Origin of the sequence: Pseudomonas sp. UMAB-08, assembly GCF_900095225.1 — a bacterium.
In the GTDB taxonomy this organism is placed as follows: Bacteria; Pseudomonadota; Gammaproteobacteria; order Pseudomonadales; family Pseudomonadaceae; genus Aquipseudomonas.
This window is the reverse complement of the sequence record NZ_LT607418.1, coordinates 35,500-57,219: the sequence shown is the minus strand read 5'-3', so window position 1 is coordinate 57,219 and position 21,720 is coordinate 35,500. Positions and strand designations below refer to the sequence as shown.

Below are 21,720 nucleotides of genomic sequence, written 5' to 3'. Positions count from 1 at the left end.
GCTGTACCCATGAAAATGTTTGGCAGGACTCTCCTTGCCGTGTCCTTTTTGGGCGTAATCGCTACCTTCGCCCAAGCCAATGACAAGGTCCTGCGCGTCTACAATTGGTCTGACTACATCGCCCCGGACACCGTCAAAAAGTTCGAAGACGAAACGGGCATCCGTGTCGTTTACGACGTATTCGACAGTAATGAAACCCTTGAAGCCAAATTGCTCGCAGGCAAGTCGGGGTATGACATCGTCGTACCGTCCAACAGTTTTTTGGCCAAGCAGATCAAGGCCGGGGTCTACCAGCCGCTGGACAAGTCCAGGTTGCCCAACTGGAAAAATCTCAACCCGACGCTGCTGGAGAACGCCTCCGCCAGCGACCCCGATAATGGCCACGCTTTCCCCTACATGTGGGGTTCGATAGGCATTGGCTTCAACCCGGACAAGGTCAAGGAGGCTCTGGGCGTCGATGCGCCGGTGAACTCCTGGGACCTGCTGTTCAAGCCCGAAAATGCGGCGAAGCTGAAGTCCTGTGGCATCAGCTTTCTGGACTCGCCCACCGAAATGCTCCCGGCTGCCCTGCACTATCTGGGCTACCCCGTGAACTCTCAGGACAAGAAGCAGATCGCCGAAGCAGAAGCCCTGTATATGAAGATCCGCCCTTCGGTGGCTTATTTTCACTCTTCCAAGTACATCTCCGACCTCGCCAACGGGAACATTTGCGTAGCCGTCGGTTATTCGGGTGATATTTTTCAGGCGAAGGCGCGCGCGGTGGAAGCCGGGGGCAAGGTGAAAATCGAGTACAGCATCCCTAAAGAGGGCGCTGGCAGCTTCTATGACATGGTCGCAATACCCAGAGACGCATCAAACGTCGAAGGGGCCTACCAGTTCATGAACTTCCTGATGCGGCCCGAGATCATGGCCGAGATCACCAACAGCGTGGGCTACAGCAACGCTAACTCAGCGGCCACGCCATTGGTTGATGAATCGATACGTAATGACCCCGGCTCGTACCCGCCACAAGCTGTGATGGCAACCCTCTATGCGATACCGGACTTGCCCATTGCTACCCAGCGCTTCATGACGCGTGGTTGGACACGCGTAAAACTCGGTAAATAGAACGCCACCTTTAATACAACCATGGGCGCCTTCGGGCGCCTGTTTTTTTGAGGTGAGCGTCGATGTGGGCAGTAAACCGATATAAGGGCCGATGATTCAAGCTGGATTAAAACGCCAGCTTATAACCAATGAACACCAGCATTATTGCCAGGCAAGGACGCAGCGTCTCGTCAGACACTCGACCCGTCATATGACTCCCCATGTAAATTCCTGGAAGTGAACCTATCAACAGGAAGCCTAATACATGCCAATCCATATTACCCATGCTCGCATGCCCCAAACCTGCGACCAGCGTCAGCGGCACAGCGTGCGCGATTTCCGTACCGACTAAACGCTTGGTGGCCAGAAAAGGGTACAGGATAAAGAGTGCTACGGTGCCTAATGCGCCAGCGCCGATGGAGGTCAATGCCACCATGGTGCCCAGTATCAGCCCCGTGAGTACCGTCAGCAGATTCAAGCGCGAGCCGCTGAGGTTATAGCTGCCGCCAGCACGTTTGTGGGCAAACGCAAGCAGCCTTTTCTTAAAGAAAACGGCGAGTGCTGTCACCAGCAATACGAAACCCAATGTCTGCTTGATCACCGCATTCATTGCTTCAGGGGCATGGAGACTGCTCAAAAACCACAGCGTCAGCGCTACCGCCGGCACACTGCCGAGTGTCAGCCAGCCGGTGATGGCCCAGTCAATGTTTTTGTTCTTTCGGTGAACCAGTACGCCGCCGGACTTCGTGATCGCCGCATACAGCAAATCCGTGCCCACTGCGGTGGCCGGATTAATCCCAAACCACAGTAAAATCGGCGTCATTAAAGAGCCGCCACCTACACCTGTCATCCCTACAATAAATCCGACAACCAAGCCTGCAACGACCAATCCAGCACTGCCAAAATCCATTACTACATCCCACAAATCAAGCGCGACTGCATGAAAAATATGGCCCGCAGCATAGCGACCTTTCTTAATAACCAGTTATATCGATATGGTCTATCTTTATGCTTTTTTCTACTGAAAGGGCTGTGCCTGCTCGCCTTCGCATCAGGCCATGATGCGTCTAAGACACATGGCCGTCAGATCGTCCCGCGCCCTCTAGCGCAGTAGATGCACGACCAAACCAATGAGCGCACAGGCCATCAGTACCTGAATGACGCCGCGCTTGAAGCGAAACAAGGCAACCGCCGCTGCAATCGCGATCAGCGCAGAGGGCCAGTCGAGGTTGCCGTTGAATCCTTTGGGCCAAAGCACGTGGTAACCGAAGAAACACGCCAGATTGAGAATCACCCCAACCACCGCAGCCGTAATTCCGGTGAGCGGCGCGGTGAACTTGAGTTCGTTGTGAGTCGACTCCACCAGCGGGCCACCCGCGAGGATGAACAGGAATGAAGGCAGGAAGGTAAACCACGTCACCAGCGTGGCCGCGACGGCGCCTGCAAGAAACACATGATCAGCACCGAAAACCTGAAGGACATACGCGCCGATGAAACCGACGAAGGCCACCACCATGATCAGCGGCCCAGGCGTGGTTTCCCCCAGCGCCAGGCCATCAATCATCTGTGTCGGGGTCAGCCACCCAAAGTGACCGACCGCACCCTGGTAGACATAGGGAAGCACGGCATAGGCACCGCCAAACGTCAGCAACGCGGCCTTGGTAAAGAACCAGCCCATCTGGGTCAAGGTGCCTTCCCAGCCAAAGAGCGCAGTCAATATCCCCATCGGCAACGACCACAGTACAGCCCCGACGAGCATCAGCATCGCCAGTTTCGACCAGTGAAATCGGGCATGGTCAGGGGATGGGGTATCGTCATCGATCAAGGCCGGACCGAAGGTTTTTTTGGCGGCGCTATGGCCCCCGGTCCTGAAACTCTCGGGAGCCAGCCGCCCACCGATATAGCCGAGCAACGCGGCACCCAGCACGATCAGCGGGAACGGGACATTGAACGCAAATATGGCGGTGAATGAAGCTGCCGCGATGGCCCACAGCCAATTGTTCTTCAGCGCCCGCGAGCCGATTCGATGAGCCGCCTGCACTACGATGGCCGTCACTGCGGGCTTGATGCCATAGAAAAGCCCGGCCACCACGGGTACTTCGCCAAAGGCGATATACAGCCAGGATAATGCGATCAGGATGAACAGCGAGGGCAACACGAATAGCACGCCTGCGATCACACCTCCCCAGGTTCGATGCATCAGCCAACCGATGTAGATCGCCAACTGCTGCGCCTCGGGGCCTGGAAGCAACATGCAGTAGTTGAGGGCATGCAGGAATCGTCTTTCTGAAATCCAGCGCCGACGTTCTACCAGCTCCTGGTGCATGATCGAGATCTGCCCCGCAGGTCCACCGAAGCTGATGAAGCCTAGTTTCAACCAGAACCAGAACGCCTCACGGAAACTGATGGCGTCAGGCCGTGGCAGGTCCTGTTCAACGGCTGAGGGGGTGACGTCACTCATGGGGATGTTCCTTTTTCACAAACTCGGTGAGCAGTGGTCTTCAAGAGAGATGGTTTCGCGCAAGCCCGCCAGTATACGTTCAATGCCAGCAGGTTCTACCCGTTGAATGCGCCCCACATTGGCGTGCCTGCTTATTCACTGAGCCCGACCAAAAAATTTGACATTTATCAAGGAAATCTACCTTTCATGACCTATGTTCTAGTCATTCGAGCATGCGGGAACGGTCTCAACTAGCCTCTCTATATAGCAAGAAAAAAAGCCATCGGGATAAGCATAAAATCCCGGGCCGCGGCTACAGTCCGCGCTTAATAGCGCCCCTGAAGAGCGATGACTCATGAGTCTATTCCGCACGTTGGCAGTTGGTGTCGCATTGAGCTGCTGGTTAGTGGCTGGCTGCACCTCCAAGGTTACAGAAAAGGAACAATATTCCGGTTTTATTTCGAATTACGACGGGTTGCAGGAAACAACCTTGCCCAGCGGTCAAACAGTGTTGCGCTGGGTGGCGCCCGGTTTTAAACCTTCGGCTTATTCTGTTGTTGTTTTTCGCCAACTCGAATTGTACCCAGCTCCCAAACCGACTGAACGCGTGAGTATGCAGACCTTGCAGTCATTGCAGTCGTTCGCCAGCACTAGCGTGAAAAACGCTCTGGCTCAACAGTACCGCGTCGTCACGACCCTGAAGGAAGCGCCTGCCGGGTCTCGCGCAATGATTTTGCGCTCGGCCATCACCGGAGTAACAGCCTCCAACGAAGGCATGCATTGGTACGAAGTAGTACCTGTGGCTGCGGTGGTAGGTGGTGTCACGGCAGCCACGGGGAGTCGTGATCAAGATACGGAACTGTACGTCGAGTCTGAGCTTATTGATGCAACGACAGGAGCCCCACTGGTCAAGGCGGTGCGAAAGGTATTCGGTAAAACCCTCAAAAATAATCGCCAAGCCGTGAGTGCAGATGACTTCAAAGCCGCCATCAAGATTGTCACTGATGACATGAAAGCTTTTTCCAAGTGATCGTCACGCAGTCCATTTAGTGCACCTTCTGAAGTGAGTGATCAGCGCAACGCACACCCTGTCCGTTTTACATGCATCGGGCACACATAAAGAATGACGGCGGTTGAGTATCGGCATTCAAGCTCAGGGACTGACAACGCAATCACCCCATGGGGTTACTCATGAGTATTCGCTCAGCCAGACATACACGCCGCACACTAGCGACTTTAAACATGGGTTTGGTGGCCGGCATTCTCAGTCTGCTCTTCGGCTGTGGTAAAGAACCCGTTTCTTCCGCTCGCCCCCCCACGGATGTAACCGTCATGACGGTTACTGCTCGCGACACACCAGTAGTTTTCGAATTCGTTGCCCAGACACAGAGCTCCCGCGAAGTCGAAATTCGTGCGCGTGTCGCCGGCTTTCTTGAAAAAAGGCTGTATACCGAAGGTGAGCTGGTAAAGGCCGGGCAAGTGTTGTTTCAGATGGACCGTCGGCCTTTCGAAGCAGCGTTGCTGTCGGCTCAGGGACAATTGGCTCAGCAGCAAGCTCGTTGGGAGGTCGCCAAAGCCACGCTGGCGCGTGTCCGACCACTGGCACAACAAAATGCTGTCAGCAAGATGGACCTAGACAATGCCGTCGGTAACGAGCGCCAGACCCAAGCCGCCGTACTTGCCGCGCAAGGCCAGGTGCGCACCGAGCAGCTTAATCTGGGTTACACCACGATTGCGTCCCCCCTTACCGGCCTGTCGAGCTTTGCCAAGAAACAGGAAGGCAGCTATGTGACACCTGGGGAATCGGGACTCTTGACCTCGGTGTCACAGATGGACCCGATTTATGTCAATTTCAGCCTCTCGGAAAACGAAACGCTGAAATACCGCAGTGAAATTGCCGCGGGTCAGCTCAAGTTCCCTCCCAACAGTAACTTTGAAGTCGAAGTGGTACTGGCTGATGGTTCGATCGTGCCCGATAGAGGCCGCCTTGACTTTGCCGCGCCCTCCTTCAGCCCGGAAACCGGTACATTTTTGGTCCGTGCGGTGGTGGCTAATCCAAAAGGCATGCTGCGCCCCGGCCAGTTCGTCCGCGCGCTGGCGATAGGTGCGTCTCGACCAAACGCCGTTTTGGTCCCACAGCGTGCGGTTCTGGAGGGCGCACGAAGTCGCTACGTATGGGTCATCAATGGAGAATCGAAGCCCGAACAGCGCATTGTCGAAGTGGGCGACTGGCACGACGCCGACTGGTTTATTACTCAGGGTTTGCGGGCGGGCGAGCGAATCGTGGTCGACGGCGCGCTCCGGGTTGCCCCCGGCGCTCCGTTGAATATCGTCGATAACGCTGTTGCGGCACCACCCAGCGCCGCCATAGCGGCAGAGCGTCCCAAGGCCGCCTCTTTGCCTGTTCAAAAAGACCCGCTGAAAGCCGATTTACCAGGCAATGAAAATCGGCGGCAACCATGAGCATTTCTCATTACTGCATTGACCGGCCTATCTTCGCTTCGGTGATTTCCATCGTCATCACCCTGGCGGGTGCCGTCGCGATGTTGAACCTGCCTGTGGCCCAGTATCCTGAGATCACGCCACCACAGATCACCGTATCGGCCACTTACCCTGGGGCCGATGCTCAGGTCGTGGCCAACAATGTGGCTGCGCCCATCGAGCAGCAGGTGAACGGTGCCGACAACATGATCTACATGAACTCGTCGAGCTCTGCGACGGGCAACATGACCCTGAACGTGTTCTTCGAAATCGGTACTGATCCTTCCCTGGCACAGGTCGACGTGCAAAATCGGGTCAACCTCGCCCTCCCCCAACTGCCCTCTGCGGTCCAGTCGCAGGGCATACAGGTTCAGAAGAAATCATCGGCCTTCATGATGGTCATCGCGGTGTATTCCCCCGATAACCGCTACGACGCTACCTATATAGCCAACTACGCCAACCTCTATTTACTGGACGCGATCAAGCGCATTCCCGGCGCCAACCAGGCCAGTATTTTCGGGACACCCGACTATGCCATGCGGATCTGGCTGAAACCCGACCGGATGGCCCAGCTGGGGGTTACGGCTGCCGATGTGCAGAAAGCGGTGGCCAACCAGAACCAACAGTTCGCGGTTGGCCGCATTGGCCAATCCCCCACGGGCAAATCTGTGGAGCAGTCCTTTGCAGTCACGACCAAGGGCCGGCTGACCGAACCTGCGGAGTTCGAGAACATCATCCTGCGGGCCAGTGGCGAAGGCGCCGCGATTGTTCACCTCAAGGACATCGGCCGGGCTGAGCTTGGACAAAAAGATTACTCATTGCGCAGCACGTACCAGGGAAAGCCAGCGACCTTGATGGCGGTTTATCAGCAGCCCGGCGCCAATGCGCTGGATGTCTCCAATGCGGTCACGGCGACCTTGACGCAGATGAAGAAAACTTTTCCGGAGGGCATCGAATACAAGGTTGTGATGGACACAACCGCCTTCACCCGAGCCTCCATTACGGAGGTGGTGTACACCTTCTTCGAGGCGCTGGTGCTGGTCGTGATTGTGGTTTACGCCTTCCTGCAAAGTCTGCGCGCCACCCTGATCCCGGTGCTGGCCGTGCCTGTTTCCATCGTCGGTACATTCATTGGCATGACCGCACTGGGCTTCTCGGTCAACATGCTGACCCTGTTTGGCATGGTCCTGGCCATCGGCATCGTGGTGGACGATGCGATCGTGGTGATCGAAAACGTCGAGCGCAACATGCACGTCCACAAAATGAACCCCAAAGATGCCGCCAAGCGAGCCATGGACGAGGTGGCCGGACCCGTTGTGGCAATTGTGTTGGTGCTGTGTGCGGTGTTCGTTCCCGTAGCATTCATGGGCGGCATCACTGGTCAACTCTACAAACAGTTTGCAATCACGATTGCTATCTCCGTCGTGATCTCCGGTCTGGTGGCCCTCACCTTGTCACCCGCCCTGGCGGCCCTCCTGCTCAAACCCCATGTGGGAGAAAAGCGCGGATTCTTCCGTTGGTTCGATCGTAACTTCGAGCGGATGACTGAAGGTTACTCCCGCGCAGCAGCCTTCATGATCAAGCGCTTCATCCTCGCGCTACTGCTTTTTGCCGGCATGATTGTGCTGATCGTAATGATCATGCAAAGGATTCCAAGCGCCTTCCTGCCCCCGGAAGATCAAGGTTACTTACTCGGCGCGGTGATCATGCCTGACGCGGCCAGCCTGGATCGCACCGGTGAGGTTGGCAAGGTCGCCAGTGACTACTTCATGAACAACGAAGCTGTCGAGGGCGTGGCCATCGTTAACGGCTACAGCTTGCTGGACAGTCAGAACAAGAACAATGCGGGCGCTTTCTTCGTCGGCTTCAAGAATTTTGAAGAACGTTACAAGGATTCGAAAACCATCGCAGCCCAGAGCGCCCCTGCCGTGATCAAGGCAGCGACCAAAGCATTCTCCCAAGTGCAGGAAGGCATCATCCTGCCAGTCAATCCGCCCTCGATTCCTGGTCTGGGAACTACCGGCGGTATGGAACTGTGGATTCAGAGCAAGGGGGACGCCACCATCAGCCAATTGGCCGAGGTGGTGAGTAGCTTCAAAGCCAAGGCTGAGCAGCGGCCGGAAATTGGCAGCATGACCAGCACATTCAATGCATTTTCTCGGCAATTGCTGGCTGACGTTGACCGCGAAAAAGCCGAGACGCTGGGCGTTCCGGTGGAAGACGTGTACAGCACTATGCAAACCATGTTCGGCTCGCTGTACGTTTCCCAGTTCAACAAGTTCAGTCGCCTGTGGCAGGTGATTCTCCAGGCCGAGCCCGCTTACCGCCTAAGAGCCGAGGACTTGCAGCAGATCTATGTGCGGAGCACCAACGGTCAGATGGTTCCCCTCAAGGCCCTGCTGACCACCCGCTACGTGACCGGCCCCGACCTGCTGACGCGCTTCAATAACTTTCCAGCGGTGAAGATGACGGCCAATGCCGCACCGGGATTCAGCTCCGGCCAGGCACTCAAAGCGCTTGAGGAAGTCGCCGCGCAGAGCATGACCGGCGACTATGGCGTGGCCTGGAGTGGCGAGGCGTTCGAAGAGAAAAAGAGCGGAGGTACGTCTTCCAAGGTTTTCGCCTTCGGTCTGATCATGGTGTTCCTGATCCTCGCCGCCCAGTATGAGAAGTGGTCGCTGCCCGTCGGTGTGCTGCTCGCGGTGCCGTTCGCATTGTTCGGTGCTTTGCTGGCGGTCCTGATGCGTGGTTTGGCGAACGACGTTTACTTCCAGATCGGCCTGACCATGCTTGTCGCGCTGGCGGCCAAGAATGCCATTTTGATCTTCGAGTTCGCCGTACTGAACCGTGAGTCCGGCATGTCCGTTTTCGACGCCGCGATGACCGCCGCCAAGGAGCGTCTGCGACCCATCGTGATGACCTCTCTGGCGTTCATCCTCGGCTGCGTCCCGCTGGCGATTGCCGTCGGCGCCTCCGAGAACAGCCGCCACTCCATCGGTACCGGTGTGATCGGCGGGATGCTCGCGGCGACGGTGATCGCGGTTTTCTTCATCCCGCTCTTCTATTACCTGGTGGAGCGTATTTCCGAGAAAAGCGGAAAGTCCAAAGAGGCTGCGCAGCCTGATGAAGCGCCCCCTGTGGGCGGTGGCCCCGTCCATGCCCCGCAACAACGACATGAGGGGGATTAAGGTGCTCAGACCCCCGCTGTTTCTGCTGCTCGGCCTCGCCCTCGGTAGCTGCACCGTGGGCCCCGACTATGAACGCGCCAAGGTCGAGATACCCGCGACTTTCAGGTACGCGGATCAGGAGGCCAGACAGGTATCCAACACACTGTGGTGGGAACAGTTTCAGGATTCGGTGCTAAACGACTTGATTCGCACGGCGCTTAACGAGAACAAGGATGTCAAGATCGCCGCCGCACGGGTCGAGGAGTATCAGGGGCGTTACGGCGAAACGCATTCACGTCGGTTTCCTCAGATAGGGAGCGGGCTTCAGGGGCAACGGGCCAAGGCCCCGTTGAACAGTGGTCCGGTTCCTCTGGCATCCGGTACCAATCCCATCTATGAGAACTATCAGGCCGTCCTTGGGGTGAGCTGGGAGCTTGATATATGGGGGCGTCTGCGTCGCCTCGACGAGGCTGCCCGCGCCGAGCTTCTGGCAACGGAGGAAGGCCGGCGCGCAGTGATCTTGAGCCTGGTATCGGCAGTGGCCACAAGCTACGTGAACTTGCGGGATCTGGACCGGGAGCTGGAAATTGCCCGGACAACCGTGAAGCTGCGCAGCGATTCCTACGAAATATTCAAGCTGCGTTACACCGCCAGCGTCGTTTCCGAAATGGAGCTGGCGCAGAGTCAATCCGAATACGAACGGGCGCTGTCCACCGTACCGAGGCTCGAGTCGCTGGCCGCTCAACAGGAAAATGCGCTGGCCGTGCTCCTGGGTCGCAACCCTGGGCCGCTGGTGCGCGGGCGCGCGTTAGGGCAATTAACCCTGCCGGCGGTACCCAGTGGATTACCCTCGGCCGTACTGGAACAGCGGCCAGACCTGCGCCAGGCCGAATTGAACCTGATTGCAGCGAATGCACGGATCGGTGCAGCCAAAGCCCTGTATTTTCCGACGATTTCCCTCACGGGGCTGGTGGGGTCAGTCAGCAATCAGCTCTCCGACCTGTTTACCGGGCCAGCCGAAACCTGGTCTTACGCTGCGGCAGCCACCCTTCCGATCTTTACCGCTGGGGGCATCGCTGGGCAGGTGCAACAAGCGAGAGCCATCCAGCAGCAATATCTGCTGACCTACCAGCAGGCGATTCAGTCGGCATTCAAAGATGTTGAAAATGCCTTGATTGCCTCGCAAAAGTCTCGTGAGCAATTGGCCACACAGGCACGCCAAATAGAGGCGCTGCGTACCTATGCCCGGCTGGCGAACCTGCGTTATGACAACGGCTACACCAGTTATATCGAGGTTCTGGATGCCGAGCGCAGCCTGTTCGATGTCGAATTAAGCTACGCCAATACTCAGGGCGCAGTGCTCACCGCGATGATCGATCTGTACAAGGCCACTGGAGGCGGCTGGGTGGATGAGGCAGATAGGCTGACCAGGCTTGAGCCCAACCCGCCAACCAATAGAGACAGGGCCGCGCCATGAGCCAGGTACAGCGTGGCCTGATGGCGTGCCATGAATGCGATCTTCTGCAACGAGAACCCCACCTGCCCAATGGTGGGGTTGCTCGCTGTTGTCGCTGTGGTGCAACGCTGTTCCGCCGTCATCCACAAGGCTCGGAGCGCGCCCTGGCCTTTTGCCTGGGCGCGCTGATCTTGTTTGTGATTGCCAATGTGTTCCCCATCGTTGGCCTCACGATCAATGGCGAGTTTATTCAGACCACCCTCGTCGGGTCTGCGCGCGTCATGTATCGCGACGACATGGCCATGGTTGCCGGACTCGTTCTCGTGACCACCTTCATCGCCCCGCTGATCCAGATGCTGACCATGATCTATCTTCTGCTGCCGGCGTACTTCAGACGTTGTCCACCCCATGCACAGCTGGCATTTCGCAGCATGGTCATGGTCCAGCCCTGGGGCATGGTGGAGGTTTTTGTCCTCGGCGTGCTGGTGTCCCTGGTCAAGCTTGCCCACCTCGCTACCGTGATACCGGGAGTGGCGTTGTGGTGCTTTGGCGGCGTGATGCTGCTGATGGCGGCGGCGGCCTCGTCATTCGATACTCATGACCTTTGGGCGCGGCTGGGGTCGCTGCGGTGAAGGGCCCGAAGACCGCCGCCCACTTCGGTCTGGTGACCTGCCATGGCTGCGGGCTATTGCTGAAGTCGGATCACGGCGCAGAGGCTCGCTGCTCGCGTTGCGGCTGCATGCTGCATGGTCGCAAACCCAACAGTCTTACTTCCTCCTGGGCCTTTGTCATCGCTGCGGTGATCCTTTATATACCCGCCAATCTGCTGCCTATCATGGAAACCAGCTCTCTGTTCGGTTCCCAGGCCGACACCATCATGAGTGGCGTGGTGTATTTGTGGCGGTCCGGCTCATGGTACCTGGCGCTGGTGGTGTTCATTGCCAGCATCCTCGTGCCAATGGCCAAACTGATCGCATTGATCCTTCTTCTGGTGTCGGTGCAACTGCATTCCCGCTGGCAGCCCCTGCAACGCGCAAAGCTCTACCGAATGGTTGAACTGGTGGGTCGCTGGTCGATGCTCGATGTGTATGTGGTCACCTTGTTGGTGGCCCTGGTGCAGCTCGATGCACTGGCGACTATCAGACCAGGCCCTGGGGCGCTGGCCTTTGGCGCGGTGGTCGTCTTAACCCTGTTCGCGGCAATGAGTTTCGATCCACGCCTGATCTGGGATTCCTTGGAGCAAGACCATGACTGAAACGTCCCTGCCCTCCGATCTGTCCACCGTGCCTGAAGCCGAAACGGCCCGAAAATCGCGATGGTCACTGCAGTTAGTGTGGCTCGTGCCCTTGATCGCGGCGCTGATCGGGGGCTGGCTGATGGTCTCGTCGATTCTCAATCAAGGCCCTGTCATCAGCATTGTCTTCAAGAACGCTGAGGGTCTTGAGGCTGGTAAAACCAAGCTCAAATACAAGGATGTAGAGATTGGAAAGGTCACCGAGGTGACCTTGTCCCGTGATCTCAAGCAAGTGGTCGCCACGGCCGAGCTGACCAAGGATTTCAAGCCCTATCTGGTTAAGGACACTGCATTTTGGTTGGTGACACCACGGATTTCCGGCGGCAACGTTTCAGGGCTGAGCACGGTTCTGTCCGGCGCGTTCATCGGCGTTGGCGTGGGTAAGTCCACTCAGGCGCAGCGGTCTTTCAACGCCCTGGATGTGCCGCCGGTCATTCAGGTCGATACCCCCGGCCGTGAGTTCCTCCTGCACAGCAACGACTTGGGTTCACTGAGTGCAGGGTCACCTATTTTCTTTCGTCGGGTACAGGTAGGTCAGGTGGTAGCGTTTGACCTCGACAAGAATGGCCAGGGATTGAGTATGCGAGTTTTCGTCAATGCCCCCTACGACCAGTTTGTCACCGACAACACGCGCTTCTGGAATGCCAGTGGCATAGATATCAAGCTTGGCGCCAGCGGCATCGAGGTGAACACGCAATCGCTCGCCTCGATCCTGCTGGGCGGCATTGCCTTCGAGACGCCCGTGGATTCAGTCGAACGCCCCGCTGCCGTTGCCGACAGCTTTTTTGAGCTGTTCAACGGGCGCACGGAGGCAATGCACAACCCTGAGCGCGACGTCTTGAAGATGGTCATGCTGTTCAACGAGTCCCTTAGAGGCCTGACGCCGGGATCTCCGATCGACTTCCAAGGCATTACGCTGGGTGAGGTATCGGATATCCGGGTGGAGCTGGACCCAGGCAGCCACAGTATCGTCATGCCCGTCGAAGTGAGTTTGTACCCGGAACGCCTGAGGCTACGCTCCCGTGACAAGAACAGGGCCAAGCTTTCAGATGAAGCACGCAGACAGTTCCTGGAGGGGATGGTGGCGAACGGTATGCGTGCTCAGATGCGCACCGGAAATCTCCTCACAGGGCAGCTCTATATCGCTCTGGATTTCTTCCCGGGCGTGGCCAAGGCCACCATCAACTGGGGCAGCGACATACCCGAACTGCCCACTGTTCCCGGGCGAATGGAAGAAATACAAGCCTCCCTGAAAAGCATCGCCAGCCGGCTGGAGAAACTTCCGATCGAACAGATTGGCACTGACCTGCGCCAGACATTGCAGGCGGCCAGCGGTTTGTTGAATCGACTGAATACGCAGGTAACGCCGCAAATCGTGGCGGCCCTGACCGAGGCGCGTCAAGCGGTGGGTTCAGCCCAAGGACTAATATCGGCCAATAAACCCCTGTTACAGGACACTCACGAAGCCATTCGGGAATTGGGACGCACTGCAAAGTCGTTACGCAGCCTGGCCGATTATCTTGAGCGCCATCCCGAAGCGCTGATTCGGGGCAAGCAGGAGGATCAACGATGAAACTGAGCTCGATAGCGCTTCTGGCCAGCTTGATAGTGGCGGCCCTCAGTGGCTGTGGCAGCGCACCAAAAGAGCATTTCTATACACTGCGGGCGATTGCCGAGCGCGACCCGGCAGCCGCCAATGCGGCGTATTCAGTAAGCGTGGGCCCGGTGACCGTACCCGAGCTGGTAGAGCGGCAGCAGTTAGTGTTGACGCGTAACGAAAATCAGGTTGAGATTCTGGAGCAGACGCGGTGGGCGGCCTCGCTGCAAAGCATCATCGGCCATGTTATCGCGAGCAATCTGACACAGTTGGCGGGCAATCCACGGACGGCGGTTTATTCCCCAGACACAACGGTCGATGCCGATTATCACGTGGCCGTGGACGTACTGCGTTTCGAGTCGGTCCTGGGTACGGCGGCGAGTCTGGACGCCCGGTGGACAATCCGCACCGCCGATGAGCAGGTGCTGAAATCGGGTCGAACGATCATCAGCGAACCCACCCACGGCCAGGACCTGACTGCCTTGCTTATGGCCCATGATCGGCTCCTGGCAACACTGAGCCGCGACATCATTCAGGTACTCATCAATCGTAAGCCCTCTCGATGAGTCCCCATGGGGCAGCGAGCGCTCAACGCAGGCTGCCCCGACACGTTTCATGGGAGTGAATAGAGTTTGAAGAGCATGGCATTGACTTCGTTCGTCCCTCCAAAGTACTTGGCATAGATATTCAATATCTCCCCTGATCGATACACACTGCTCAAGGCACTGTCGACCATGAGGCGAAAGTCTTCGTCTTGCCGGTCGACAGCCATGGCGATTGGCGCGAAGTCGTACAGGGTATCGAGCACTTGCAGCTCATTGGCGGCGTTACTTTTCTCGGCGTAGCTGAGCAAGACCCTTCGGTCCGCAAAGAACGCACTGGCTTTTTTCTGCGCGATCAAATCAATACCTTCGGCAAAGTTCTTCACTGTAATCACGTCGGCGATCACGCCCAGGGTTTTGATCCGCTCATGTATCCACTGTTCGGTAACACCTCCTACCATCACCACGTAGGTGTGATGAGACAGTCCCTGATTGATCGTTCCGCGCCAAGTGGGACCCGTATGGGCGACTTCACCATTGAGTACGCGTATTAAATCATTCGGGGCGTCCTTGCGAACCACTGCCGTCAGGCCTGCAGTAAATACAGGCACCGAAAAACTGACAGACTTGCGTGCTGCCAGGGTTTCAACGCCAGGCGTACACAACAGATCGATCTTGCCCTGGCGCACGTCGTCAAGCCCGTTGCCCTGAGCGACTTCGACATAGTGAACGGCCAGGTTGGTCAGCTGGGTCTGGGCTTTGACACGCTCGGCAATCAGGTTGCACAACTCAATCGCATAGCCGCTGGCTTTCCCGTCCACGGTTGACGTGAAGGGGGACGCGTTTGGCAGGTACCCCAAGTTGATGGCCGAGCTGCCGCGAATCCGCGACAGCGTGTCGGCGCTGCTCTGTAGGGGGGTCATGCCTGCCAGACACAGGAGGGTGACGGTGACGCCGTTCAACAGTCGCTGTTTCATATTCTGTTCCCCGCGTTATTCCGAATTCCGAGATCCATGTTCCACCTGCAATGGCTCAAGCCTGGCCGGAACCTGGCGAGCTGGCCGGTTGCGCATAGACGAAGCCCTTGGCAATGAAGCCGTAGACTAAGTAGCCGACGGCCAAAACGATGAACGCGCCGAAGACCGCGTCTTTACCCGAGGCGTAAATGGCGTAAAACGAATACGCCATGGCAATCATCAGCACTGCGACATTTCGGGCATAGATGCTGTGGCTGACCTGAGCCTTGAACATGATCACCAGGAGGCCGGACAGCGCCGTCACGTAGGGCAACAAGTTGGTCACTGCCGCCAGGTTAACGAGCTTGCCGAACTGCTCGCTGGCATTGGGTGAGATCGTCGATAACGCCAATAATGTCTGCAATACCCCACAGGCGATCATGCCAATCACCGGCGCGTCCGCAGCCGTCACCCTGCAGAACAGCTTCGGAAACATGCCTTGGTCAGCAGTGACCTTGGCAGTTTGCGCCAGGGTGAACTGCCACCCCAGCAGCGAACCGATACACGCCATCACTGCCAACGCCATGATGATTTTGCCGATTAACGGGTTGAACATATGTGCATAGACAAAGGCGAAGGGTGCACTTGAATTAGCCAGCTCCGCATTGGGGACAATCCCCTGGATAACCGTGGTCGACAGCACATACACAACAGCGGCCCCCAACGTGCCAAACAGGCAGGCCAGCGGCACATTACGTTTAGGGTCATCCACGGCATCCGAGTTTTGCGCGGCGGACTCCATCCCCAGAAACGCCCACAGCGTCAGCGGAATACTCTGTGTGATGGCGTCTTTTACTGGAATAGCATTCGGATTCCAGGCGTCCGAGAATACCTTCGGCTCGAACCAGAACCAGCCAATCACACTCAGTCCTGCGACCGGAATGATCACGCCCCAGACCGTAATAGCCCCCAGCCTTCCCGTGATGCTCGCGCCACCGAAATTGGCTGCAGTGGTCAACCAGATCAACCCCACACAACCGATGAATAGCGGGATAGCGCCAGAACCTAGCCAGGGGAAAAATGGCGTCAAGTAACCCACCGCCGAGATGCTGATTGCGACGTTACCGATGGCCAAGGAAAGAAAGTAGAGGAACGAACAGAGGAAGAAAGCCGATTTGCCATGCGCCTCCTCGGTATAGGCTGACATGCCTCCCGAACGCGGACAGTAGACCCCGCACTGGGCAAAACAATACGCGATGGCCATGGACCCAATGGCCGTGATGATCCAGGACAGCAAGGAGACAGCGCCCAGGCGCGCCATGCTGGAGGGAAGCATGATGATTCCCGAGCCCATCATGTTCACCGCTACCAGGGTAGTGAGGCCAATGAGACTCATTTTTTTGTTTGACTCAGCCATTACAGACTCCTCGTGCCCGATCTGCGCACGGAGCATTCTCCGAACGCAGGAGAATGAAGCATCAGTGTTTGACGACATAAACCTTGTAGGTCAGCCCGTGATGAGCGTCGCGCTCGATCTCGATGCCATGGTTGTCATGCTCGAAGCCGGGAAAGCAGACGTCGAACTGCTCCATTGCCAACAGGTAGTCGATGATCGCCCTCTTGTCGGCGCCGACGGCTTCACCCGGCATCATTAACGGAATGCCTGGCGGATAGGGCACGACCTGTACGGCCACGGTTCGGTCCTGCAAATCGCGCACGGCAATTTGCTCTACATCGCCTTTGACCAGTTTGGCGTAGGTGGCGCGTGGCGTACTCACAGGGTCGGGCAACAAGGTGAAGGCCTTGTCCATGTTGCGCAGCAGGCCACTTCTGACGATTTCTTCGTGCATGCGCTGCGCAAGATCCTGCAGCCCCAACCCCTCATAATGTTCGGGGTACGCCGCGACCAGGTCGGGCATCACTTCTTCCAGTGCGGTATTGGCGTCGTAGTGCTTCTTGAACTCCATCATCGCGGCGACTAATGAACCCCATTTACCTTTGGTCACGCCAATGCTGAACAGCACCAGAATGGAATAGGGCTCGGTCTTTTCCACGACAGTGCCGCAGCTGGACAAGAAGGAAGACACCAACGGTGCAGGAATCCCCCGGGCCTGTAGCTGACCTTGCGAATCCAGACCGGGCGTCAGCAGAGTGACCTTGATCGGGTCGAGCATGCAGTAGTCATTACCCAAATCACCGAAGCCGTGCCATTGAGCACCGGGTTTGAGGACCCAGGCGTCACTTTGATGCAGGCGTTGTCGATCGACCTCGGCAAAGGGTGTGCCGTCTACATCGTCCGGTTGCCAGACGCCAAACCACCAATCGGTCGCGTTGCGCTGCACAACTTGCTGAGTCAAGCGAACCATGGCCTGGCGAAAGGTGATCGCCTCGTCGATCGATTCATCGGTGAGGTATTCGCCAGCGTCATCCATCATTTTCGCTGACACATCCGTGGAGGCGATGATGCTGTATTGCGGTGATGTCGAGGTGTGCATCATGAACGCTTCGTTGAACAGCGCCGGTTTGACCGGCACCTTGCCTGAGCGAATATGAATCATCGATGCTTGTGACAGGGCCGCCAGCAACTTGTGCGTGGAATGGGTCACCGTCACGGTGGCATCGTCGGCGTGCCGCTCACCGCGGTGCATGCCGTAACGGTTTTCGTAAAGTGAGTTGAACCGGGCATAGGCATACCACGCCTCGTCGTAATGGATGCGGTCTACGCTTTGGCTCAGTTCACGCGTGGTGGTCTGTACGTGGTAGCAAAGACCGTCATAGGTGGAATTGGTCAGCACTGCAAGCACGGGCCGGATCTGCTTATCCGTAATCAACGGGCTGGCGGATATCTTCCCCGCGATGGCTTCCGGCGTCAGCTCACCGCGCGGCACGGGGCCAATCAAACCCCGCGTATTACGGCGAGGCAGCAGGTACAACGGAATAGCGCCAGACATGTTCAACGCGTAATTCAGCGATTTATGGCAATTACGGTCAACTAATACGGCATCACCATCGGTCACCGCCGAGTGAAGGATGATTTCGTTGCTCGCCGAGCTGCCTCCTACGGAGAAGAAGGTGTAGTCCGCCCCAAACACCCGCGCCGCATTTTTTTCTGCCGCCGCCACAGGTCCGGAATGATCGTTTAGTGAACCTAGCTGACCGACTGAAACGCTCAGGTCGGACCGGAGCATTTGTTCACCGTAAAAATCGAGAAAGGTCCGGCCTACGGCGGTTTTCATGAACGCGGTGCCGCCGGTATGGCCTGGGGTATGCCATGAATACTCATGAGTCTCGGCGAAGTTCACCATCGCACCGAAGAATGGCGGCAGGATCGTGTCGAGGTAACGACGTGCTGCGGCCTCAATCCTGCCAGCGATGAATGCCGGGCTGTCTTCAGGTTGCCAGATGAAACCATCGATTTCCTCTACGAACGCCAGCGGAACATGGCTGCTGTTCTCACTGGTCATTCCCAGCATGATCGGCAACTTGCTGGTTCGGCGGCGGATCAGGCTAATCACTTTTTCAGCCTGCTCAATATTCGCGATACACAATCCCCAGCCGAGGATCACACAGCAATAAGCCGGGTCTGCGGTAAATGCGATTTCGGCATCTTCAAGCGACATCACTGTTTCTATTTCAAGGTCCAGCGCCCTTAGTGCGTCAGAAACTTCCATGGCGCTGCGAACAACGACGCTTTCGTCCGACAGTTGAGAGTTGACCACAATCATGACTGGATAGCGGTGGCCGAGATAGGCAGGCAGAGGGTTTCGAACCGTACTCATTGCACACTCCATTTCAAGTCGTGAAACGGGTTATAAGCGCTAATTAACGCCCTGGGTCAGGGGCGCGCAGCAAGGAATGCAGCCGGTCGCCGACTTAAACTAATAACAATAAAGACGCGATTTTTATTGATTTAGGTCAGGTAACTCAGACTGATGAAATAATTCGTTTACAGGTGACGCCGGCGCCCTCTTGTTTTAATGAAAGTCCCGACTGCGCACATCGAGTCCGGTCAACAAGGGCGTCAAGTCTTGCAGGCGTCGAGCGATCAAATGACGCACCCCGTCTTTGGATTCCAGGCGTCCCTGGATCAGCAGCAGTTGCGATCCCACCAGCACCCGGCGTTGGCGCTCGGCCAGCTCACGCCAGACCACCACGTTGATCATCCCGTGTTCGTCCTCCAGCGTAACGAAGGTCACGCCGCTGGCTGTCTGCGGGCGTTGTCTGCCGGTGACCAGACCAGCGACACTAATGCTGCGTCCGTGTTCGATGTCGATCAGCTCTTTTGAACTTCGGCAGCGCCGGGCATTGAGTTGACCACGCAACAATGCCAGAGGATGCGGACCCAGGGTCGTGCCGACGGTTGCGTAATCGGCATACAGGTCCTCCCCAACGGTGGGCAATGGCAATGCCACGTGAGGTTCCTCGGTTGCGGACTGATCCGCGAACAATGGCCGTTGTGCCTCGACGCCGGCCACTTCCCAGCGTGCGCGGTGTCGATGCCCGAGCAGGCCGCGCAAAGCACCGGAATCGGCCAGTAACCCTCGGGCCCGCTCATCCAGTTGTCCGCGCAGGCTGAGGTCGCTGGCATCGACAAACGCGCTGAGCGCCCTGGCTTTTTCGATGTGTAGCGCGTCTTCCTCGCGAAACCCACGCACCATGCGCAGGCCCAGGCGGATCGCAAAAGCATCCACGCCACACGGTTCTAGCGAGCAGTCCCACTCGCTGTAACGCACATCCACCGGACGAATCTCGATGTGATGGCGACGAGCATCCTGCAAAAGTTGGTCGGGGCTGTAGAAACCCATCGGCCAGCTGTTGATCAGAGCGCAGGCAAAAGCCGCTGGCTCATGGCATTTGAGCCAGCAACTGGCGTAGGTCAACAGGGCGAAGCTGGTGGCGTGGGACTCAGGAAAACCATAGCTGCCGAAGCCTTTGATCTGCTCGAAAATCTGCTGGGCGAACTCAGCGGTGTAGCCGTTTTTGAGCATGCCTTGGGTCAGGCGCACCTGATGGGGTTCCAGGCCGCCGTGGCGTTTCCAGGCAGCCATCGAACGGCGTAACTGATCAGCCTCCCCCGGCGTGTAATCGGCAGCCACCACCGCCAGTTGCATGACTTGCTCCTGAAATAACGGCACGCCCAACGTGCGCTCGAAGACTGCTTTCAGTGCTTCGGAGGGATACGTGACCGGCTCTTCTTTGTTACGTCGGCGCAAGTAAGGGTGAACCATGTCTCCCTGAATGGGGCCGGGACGGACGATGGCGACTTCAATCACCAGGTCGTAGAAGTTTGTGGGTTTCAGGCGCGGCAACATCGCCATCTGCGCCCGGGATTCGATCTGGAAGACGCCCACGGTGTCGGCACGGCTGATCATTTCATAGGTGTGTTTATCCTCGGAAGGCACCGAGGCCAGAGTCAGGTCGTAACCCCGATAGCGGCGCACCAGATCGAACGTTCTGCGCAGTGCGCTGAGCATGCCCAGCGCGAGGATGTCGACTTTGAGCAGCCCGACCATGTCCAGATCGTCCTTGTCCCACTGGATGATGGTGCGGTCGGCCATGGCGGCGTTTTCTACCGGGACCAACGTGTCCAGCGGCTGTTCGGAGATGACGAAGCCTCCCGGATGCTGTGACAGGTGCCGAGGAAAGCCGATCAGTTCGCCAGTCAGGGTCAAGACCCGATGCAGTATCGGGCTGTCCGGCTCAAAGCCGCACTCACGCAGGCGCTCTGGCGGTGGCAACTGATCGCTCCAGCGGCCAAAGCAGTCAGCCAACGCGTTGATCTGATCCGCTGGCAAACCCAGTACTTTGGCTACGTCCCGTACCGCGCCAGCACCGTGATAGGTGCTGGCCACAGCAGTGATCGCTGCCCTGCCCCGGCCATAACGCTGAAACACGTACTGCAACACCTCTTCCCGGCGTTCATGCTCGAAATCCACGTCGATATCTGGCGGTTCGTTGCGCTCCCTGGAAATAAAACGCTCGAACAACATGTTCATGCGAGCCGGATCGAGTTCGGTAATGCCCAAGGCATAACACACCGCCGAGTTGGCCGCCGAACCTCGACCCTGGCAAAGAATATGGCGGCTACGGGCGAACTGGACGATGTCATGAACCGTCAGGAAATAGCTTTCGTAACTCAGTTCAGCAATTAACCCCAGTTCGCGCTCGATCAGCTCTCGAGCCTTGTCGGGGGCACCTTTGGGCCAGCGTCGACAGATGCCCTGTTCGGTCATGTGGCGTAACCAGGACGTAGCGGTTTGCCCCTTGGGCACCAGTTCGTGAGGGTACTCGTAGCGCAACTGGCCCAGATCGAAGGTACATCGCCGGGCAATGCGCACGGATTCCGCCAACATCTCTGGCGGATAAAGCTCAGTCAGCGTTGCTACTGGCCGGAGATGACGCTCGCCGTTAGCGAACAATCGATGCCCGGCCTCCGCCACCGTGGTGTGATGACGGATCGCAGTCATGGTGTCTTGCAACGCGCGACGGCCACGGGCATGCATGTGCACATCGCCGCTGGCCACGGTCGGGATACTCAATGAGTGGGCCAATGCCTGAAGACTTATCAGCCGTTGGCTATCATCGGGCCCACGATGCAGCTCGACGGCAAGCCACAGACGCTCCGGGAACAGGCCGCGTAACCATCGCCCCTGCTCATGATGGGTAACGGACTCGCTCGATGGCTCTGGCAGCCAAAGCGC

At 57.5% G+C, this 21,720-nt stretch carries 15 protein-coding genes; 9 read left to right on the top strand and 6 right to left on the bottom strand.

The window, feature by feature from the left end; translation table 11 throughout:
- Positions 1-9 precede the first annotated feature (9 nt).
- Positions 10-1,107: a polyamine ABC transporter substrate-binding protein gene (locus K0F75_RS10120; RefSeq protein ID WP_219061735.1), complete on the top strand. Its 1,098-nt coding sequence runs from the start codon at positions 10-12 to the stop codon at positions 1,105-1,107.
- Between the two features lie 106 nt (positions 1,108-1,213).
- Here K0F75_RS10120 and K0F75_RS10115 read toward each other — a convergent pair whose 3' ends face one another.
- Positions 1,214-1,996, bottom strand: a complete 783-nt coding sequence (locus K0F75_RS10115) for a sulfite exporter TauE/SafE family protein (protein ID WP_219061734.1) — start codon at positions 1,994-1,996, stop codon at positions 1,214-1,216.
- A 192-nt stretch (positions 1,997-2,188) separates the two neighbouring features.
- Positions 2,189-3,547, bottom strand: a complete 1,359-nt coding sequence (gene chrA / locus K0F75_RS10110; RefSeq protein WP_219061733.1) for a chromate efflux transporter — start codon at positions 3,545-3,547, stop codon at positions 2,189-2,191.
- A 334-nt stretch (positions 3,548-3,881) separates the two neighbouring features.
- Between chrA and K0F75_RS10105 the strand changes: the two genes are divergently transcribed.
- The 8 genes from K0F75_RS10105 (at position 3,882) to K0F75_RS10070 (ending at position 14,087) form a co-directional block, all read left to right on the top strand.
- The gene (locus tag K0F75_RS10105; protein WP_219061732.1) at positions 3,882-4,556 is read left to right on the top strand and encodes a DUF3313 domain-containing protein; all 675 of its coding nucleotides are present in this window, start codon (positions 3,882-3,884) and stop codon (positions 4,554-4,556) included.
- Positions 4,557-4,858: 302 nt separating this feature from the next.
- On the top strand, positions 4,859-5,989 hold the full coding sequence (locus K0F75_RS10100; RefSeq protein WP_219061731.1) for an efflux RND transporter periplasmic adaptor subunit: 1,131 nt from the start codon (positions 4,859-4,861) through the stop codon (positions 5,987-5,989).
- A complete protein-coding gene (locus K0F75_RS10095) occupies positions 5,986-9,195 on the top strand; it encodes an efflux RND transporter permease subunit (protein WP_219061730.1) in 3,210 nt (1,069 codons plus the stop codon). The genes K0F75_RS10100 and K0F75_RS10095 overlap by 4 nt, the downstream gene beginning before the upstream one ends.
- Position 9,196: 1 nt before the next feature.
- Positions 9,197-10,651: an efflux transporter outer membrane subunit gene (locus K0F75_RS10090; RefSeq protein WP_219061729.1), complete on the top strand. Its 1,455-nt coding sequence runs from the start codon at positions 9,197-9,199 to the stop codon at positions 10,649-10,651.
- The gene (locus K0F75_RS10085) at positions 10,648-11,262 is read left to right on the top strand and encodes a paraquat-inducible protein A (RefSeq protein WP_219061728.1); all 615 of its coding nucleotides are present in this window, start codon (positions 10,648-10,650) and stop codon (positions 11,260-11,262) included. Before K0F75_RS10090 ends, K0F75_RS10085 begins: the two co-directional genes overlap by 4 nt.
- The gene (locus K0F75_RS10080; protein ID WP_219061727.1) at positions 11,259-11,885 is read left to right on the top strand and encodes a paraquat-inducible protein A; all 627 of its coding nucleotides are present in this window, start codon (positions 11,259-11,261) and stop codon (positions 11,883-11,885) included. Before K0F75_RS10085 ends, K0F75_RS10080 begins: the two co-directional genes overlap by 4 nt.
- Positions 11,878-13,497 carry an intermembrane transport protein PqiB gene (locus tag K0F75_RS10075; RefSeq protein WP_219061726.1) on the top strand — a complete coding sequence of 540 codons (1,620 nt, stop codon included), beginning with the start codon at positions 11,878-11,880 and terminating at the stop codon, positions 13,495-13,497. The genes K0F75_RS10080 and K0F75_RS10075 overlap by 8 nt, the downstream gene beginning before the upstream one ends.
- A complete protein-coding gene (locus K0F75_RS10070; protein ID WP_219061725.1) occupies positions 13,494-14,087 on the top strand; it encodes a membrane integrity-associated transporter subunit PqiC in 594 nt (197 codons plus the stop codon). The genes K0F75_RS10075 and K0F75_RS10070 overlap by 4 nt, the downstream gene beginning before the upstream one ends.
- Before the next feature lie 47 nt (positions 14,088-14,134).
- Here K0F75_RS10070 and K0F75_RS10065 read toward each other — a convergent pair whose 3' ends face one another.
- The 4 genes from K0F75_RS10065 to K0F75_RS10050 form a co-directional block, all read right to left on the bottom strand.
- Positions 14,135-15,040 (bottom strand): amino acid ABC transporter substrate-binding protein, encoded by a 906-nt coding sequence (locus K0F75_RS10065; protein WP_219061724.1) that lies wholly within the window; start codon positions 15,038-15,040, stop codon positions 14,135-14,137.
- A gap of 55 nt (positions 15,041-15,095) precedes the next feature.
- Positions 15,096-16,436 (bottom strand): putrescine-ornithine antiporter, encoded by a 1,341-nt coding sequence (potE, locus tag K0F75_RS10060; RefSeq protein ID WP_219061723.1) that lies wholly within the window; start codon positions 16,434-16,436, stop codon positions 15,096-15,098.
- A gap of 61 nt (positions 16,437-16,497) precedes the next feature.
- The gene (locus K0F75_RS10055) at positions 16,498-18,798 is read right to left on the bottom strand and encodes an Orn/Lys/Arg decarboxylase N-terminal domain-containing protein (protein WP_219061722.1); all 2,301 of its coding nucleotides are present in this window, start codon (positions 18,796-18,798) and stop codon (positions 16,498-16,500) included.
- Between the two features lie 195 nt (positions 18,799-18,993).
- Positions 18,994-21,720: error-prone DNA polymerase (locus K0F75_RS10050; RefSeq protein ID WP_257604298.1), on the bottom strand; the 2,727-nt coding region annotated here is incomplete at its 5' end.

Bases quoted from the DNA above. Each gene is read 5' to 3' on its own strand.
- K0F75_RS10100 (WP_219061731.1), top strand. From the start codon at position 4,859: ATGACGGTTACTGCTCGCGACACACCAGTAGTTTTCGAATTCGTTGCC.
- K0F75_RS10105 (WP_219061732.1), top strand. From the start codon at position 3,882: ATGAGTCTATTCCGCACGTTGGCAGTTGGTGTCGCATTGAGCTGCTGG.
- K0F75_RS10115 (WP_219061734.1), bottom strand. From the start codon at position 1,996: ATGGATTTTGGCAGTGCTGGATTGGTCGTTGCAGGCTTGGTTGTCGGA.
- K0F75_RS10085 (WP_219061728.1), top strand. From the start codon at position 10,648: ATGAGCCAGGTACAGCGTGGCCTGATGGCGTGCCATGAATGCGATCTT.
- K0F75_RS10075 (WP_219061726.1), top strand. From the start codon at position 11,878: ATGACTGAAACGTCCCTGCCCTCCGATCTGTCCACCGTGCCTGAAGCC.
- K0F75_RS10120 (WP_219061735.1), top strand. From the start codon at position 10: ATGAAAATGTTTGGCAGGACTCTCCTTGCCGTGTCCTTTTTGGGCGTA.
- potE (WP_219061723.1), bottom strand. From the start codon at position 16,436: ATGGCTGAGTCAAACAAAAAAATGAGTCTCATTGGCCTCACTACCCTG.
- K0F75_RS10055 (WP_219061722.1), bottom strand. From the start codon at position 18,798: ATGAGTACGGTTCGAAACCCTCTGCCTGCCTATCTCGGCCACCGCTAT.
- K0F75_RS10070 (WP_219061725.1), top strand. From the start codon at position 13,494: ATGAAACTGAGCTCGATAGCGCTTCTGGCCAGCTTGATAGTGGCGGCC.
- chrA (WP_219061733.1), bottom strand. From the start codon at position 3,547: ATGAGTGACGTCACCCCCTCAGCCGTTGAACAGGACCTGCCACGGCCT.
- K0F75_RS10095 (WP_219061730.1), top strand. From the start codon at position 5,986: ATGAGCATTTCTCATTACTGCATTGACCGGCCTATCTTCGCTTCGGTG.
- K0F75_RS10065 (WP_219061724.1), bottom strand. From the start codon at position 15,040: ATGAAACAGCGACTGTTGAACGGCGTCACCGTCACCCTCCTGTGTCTG.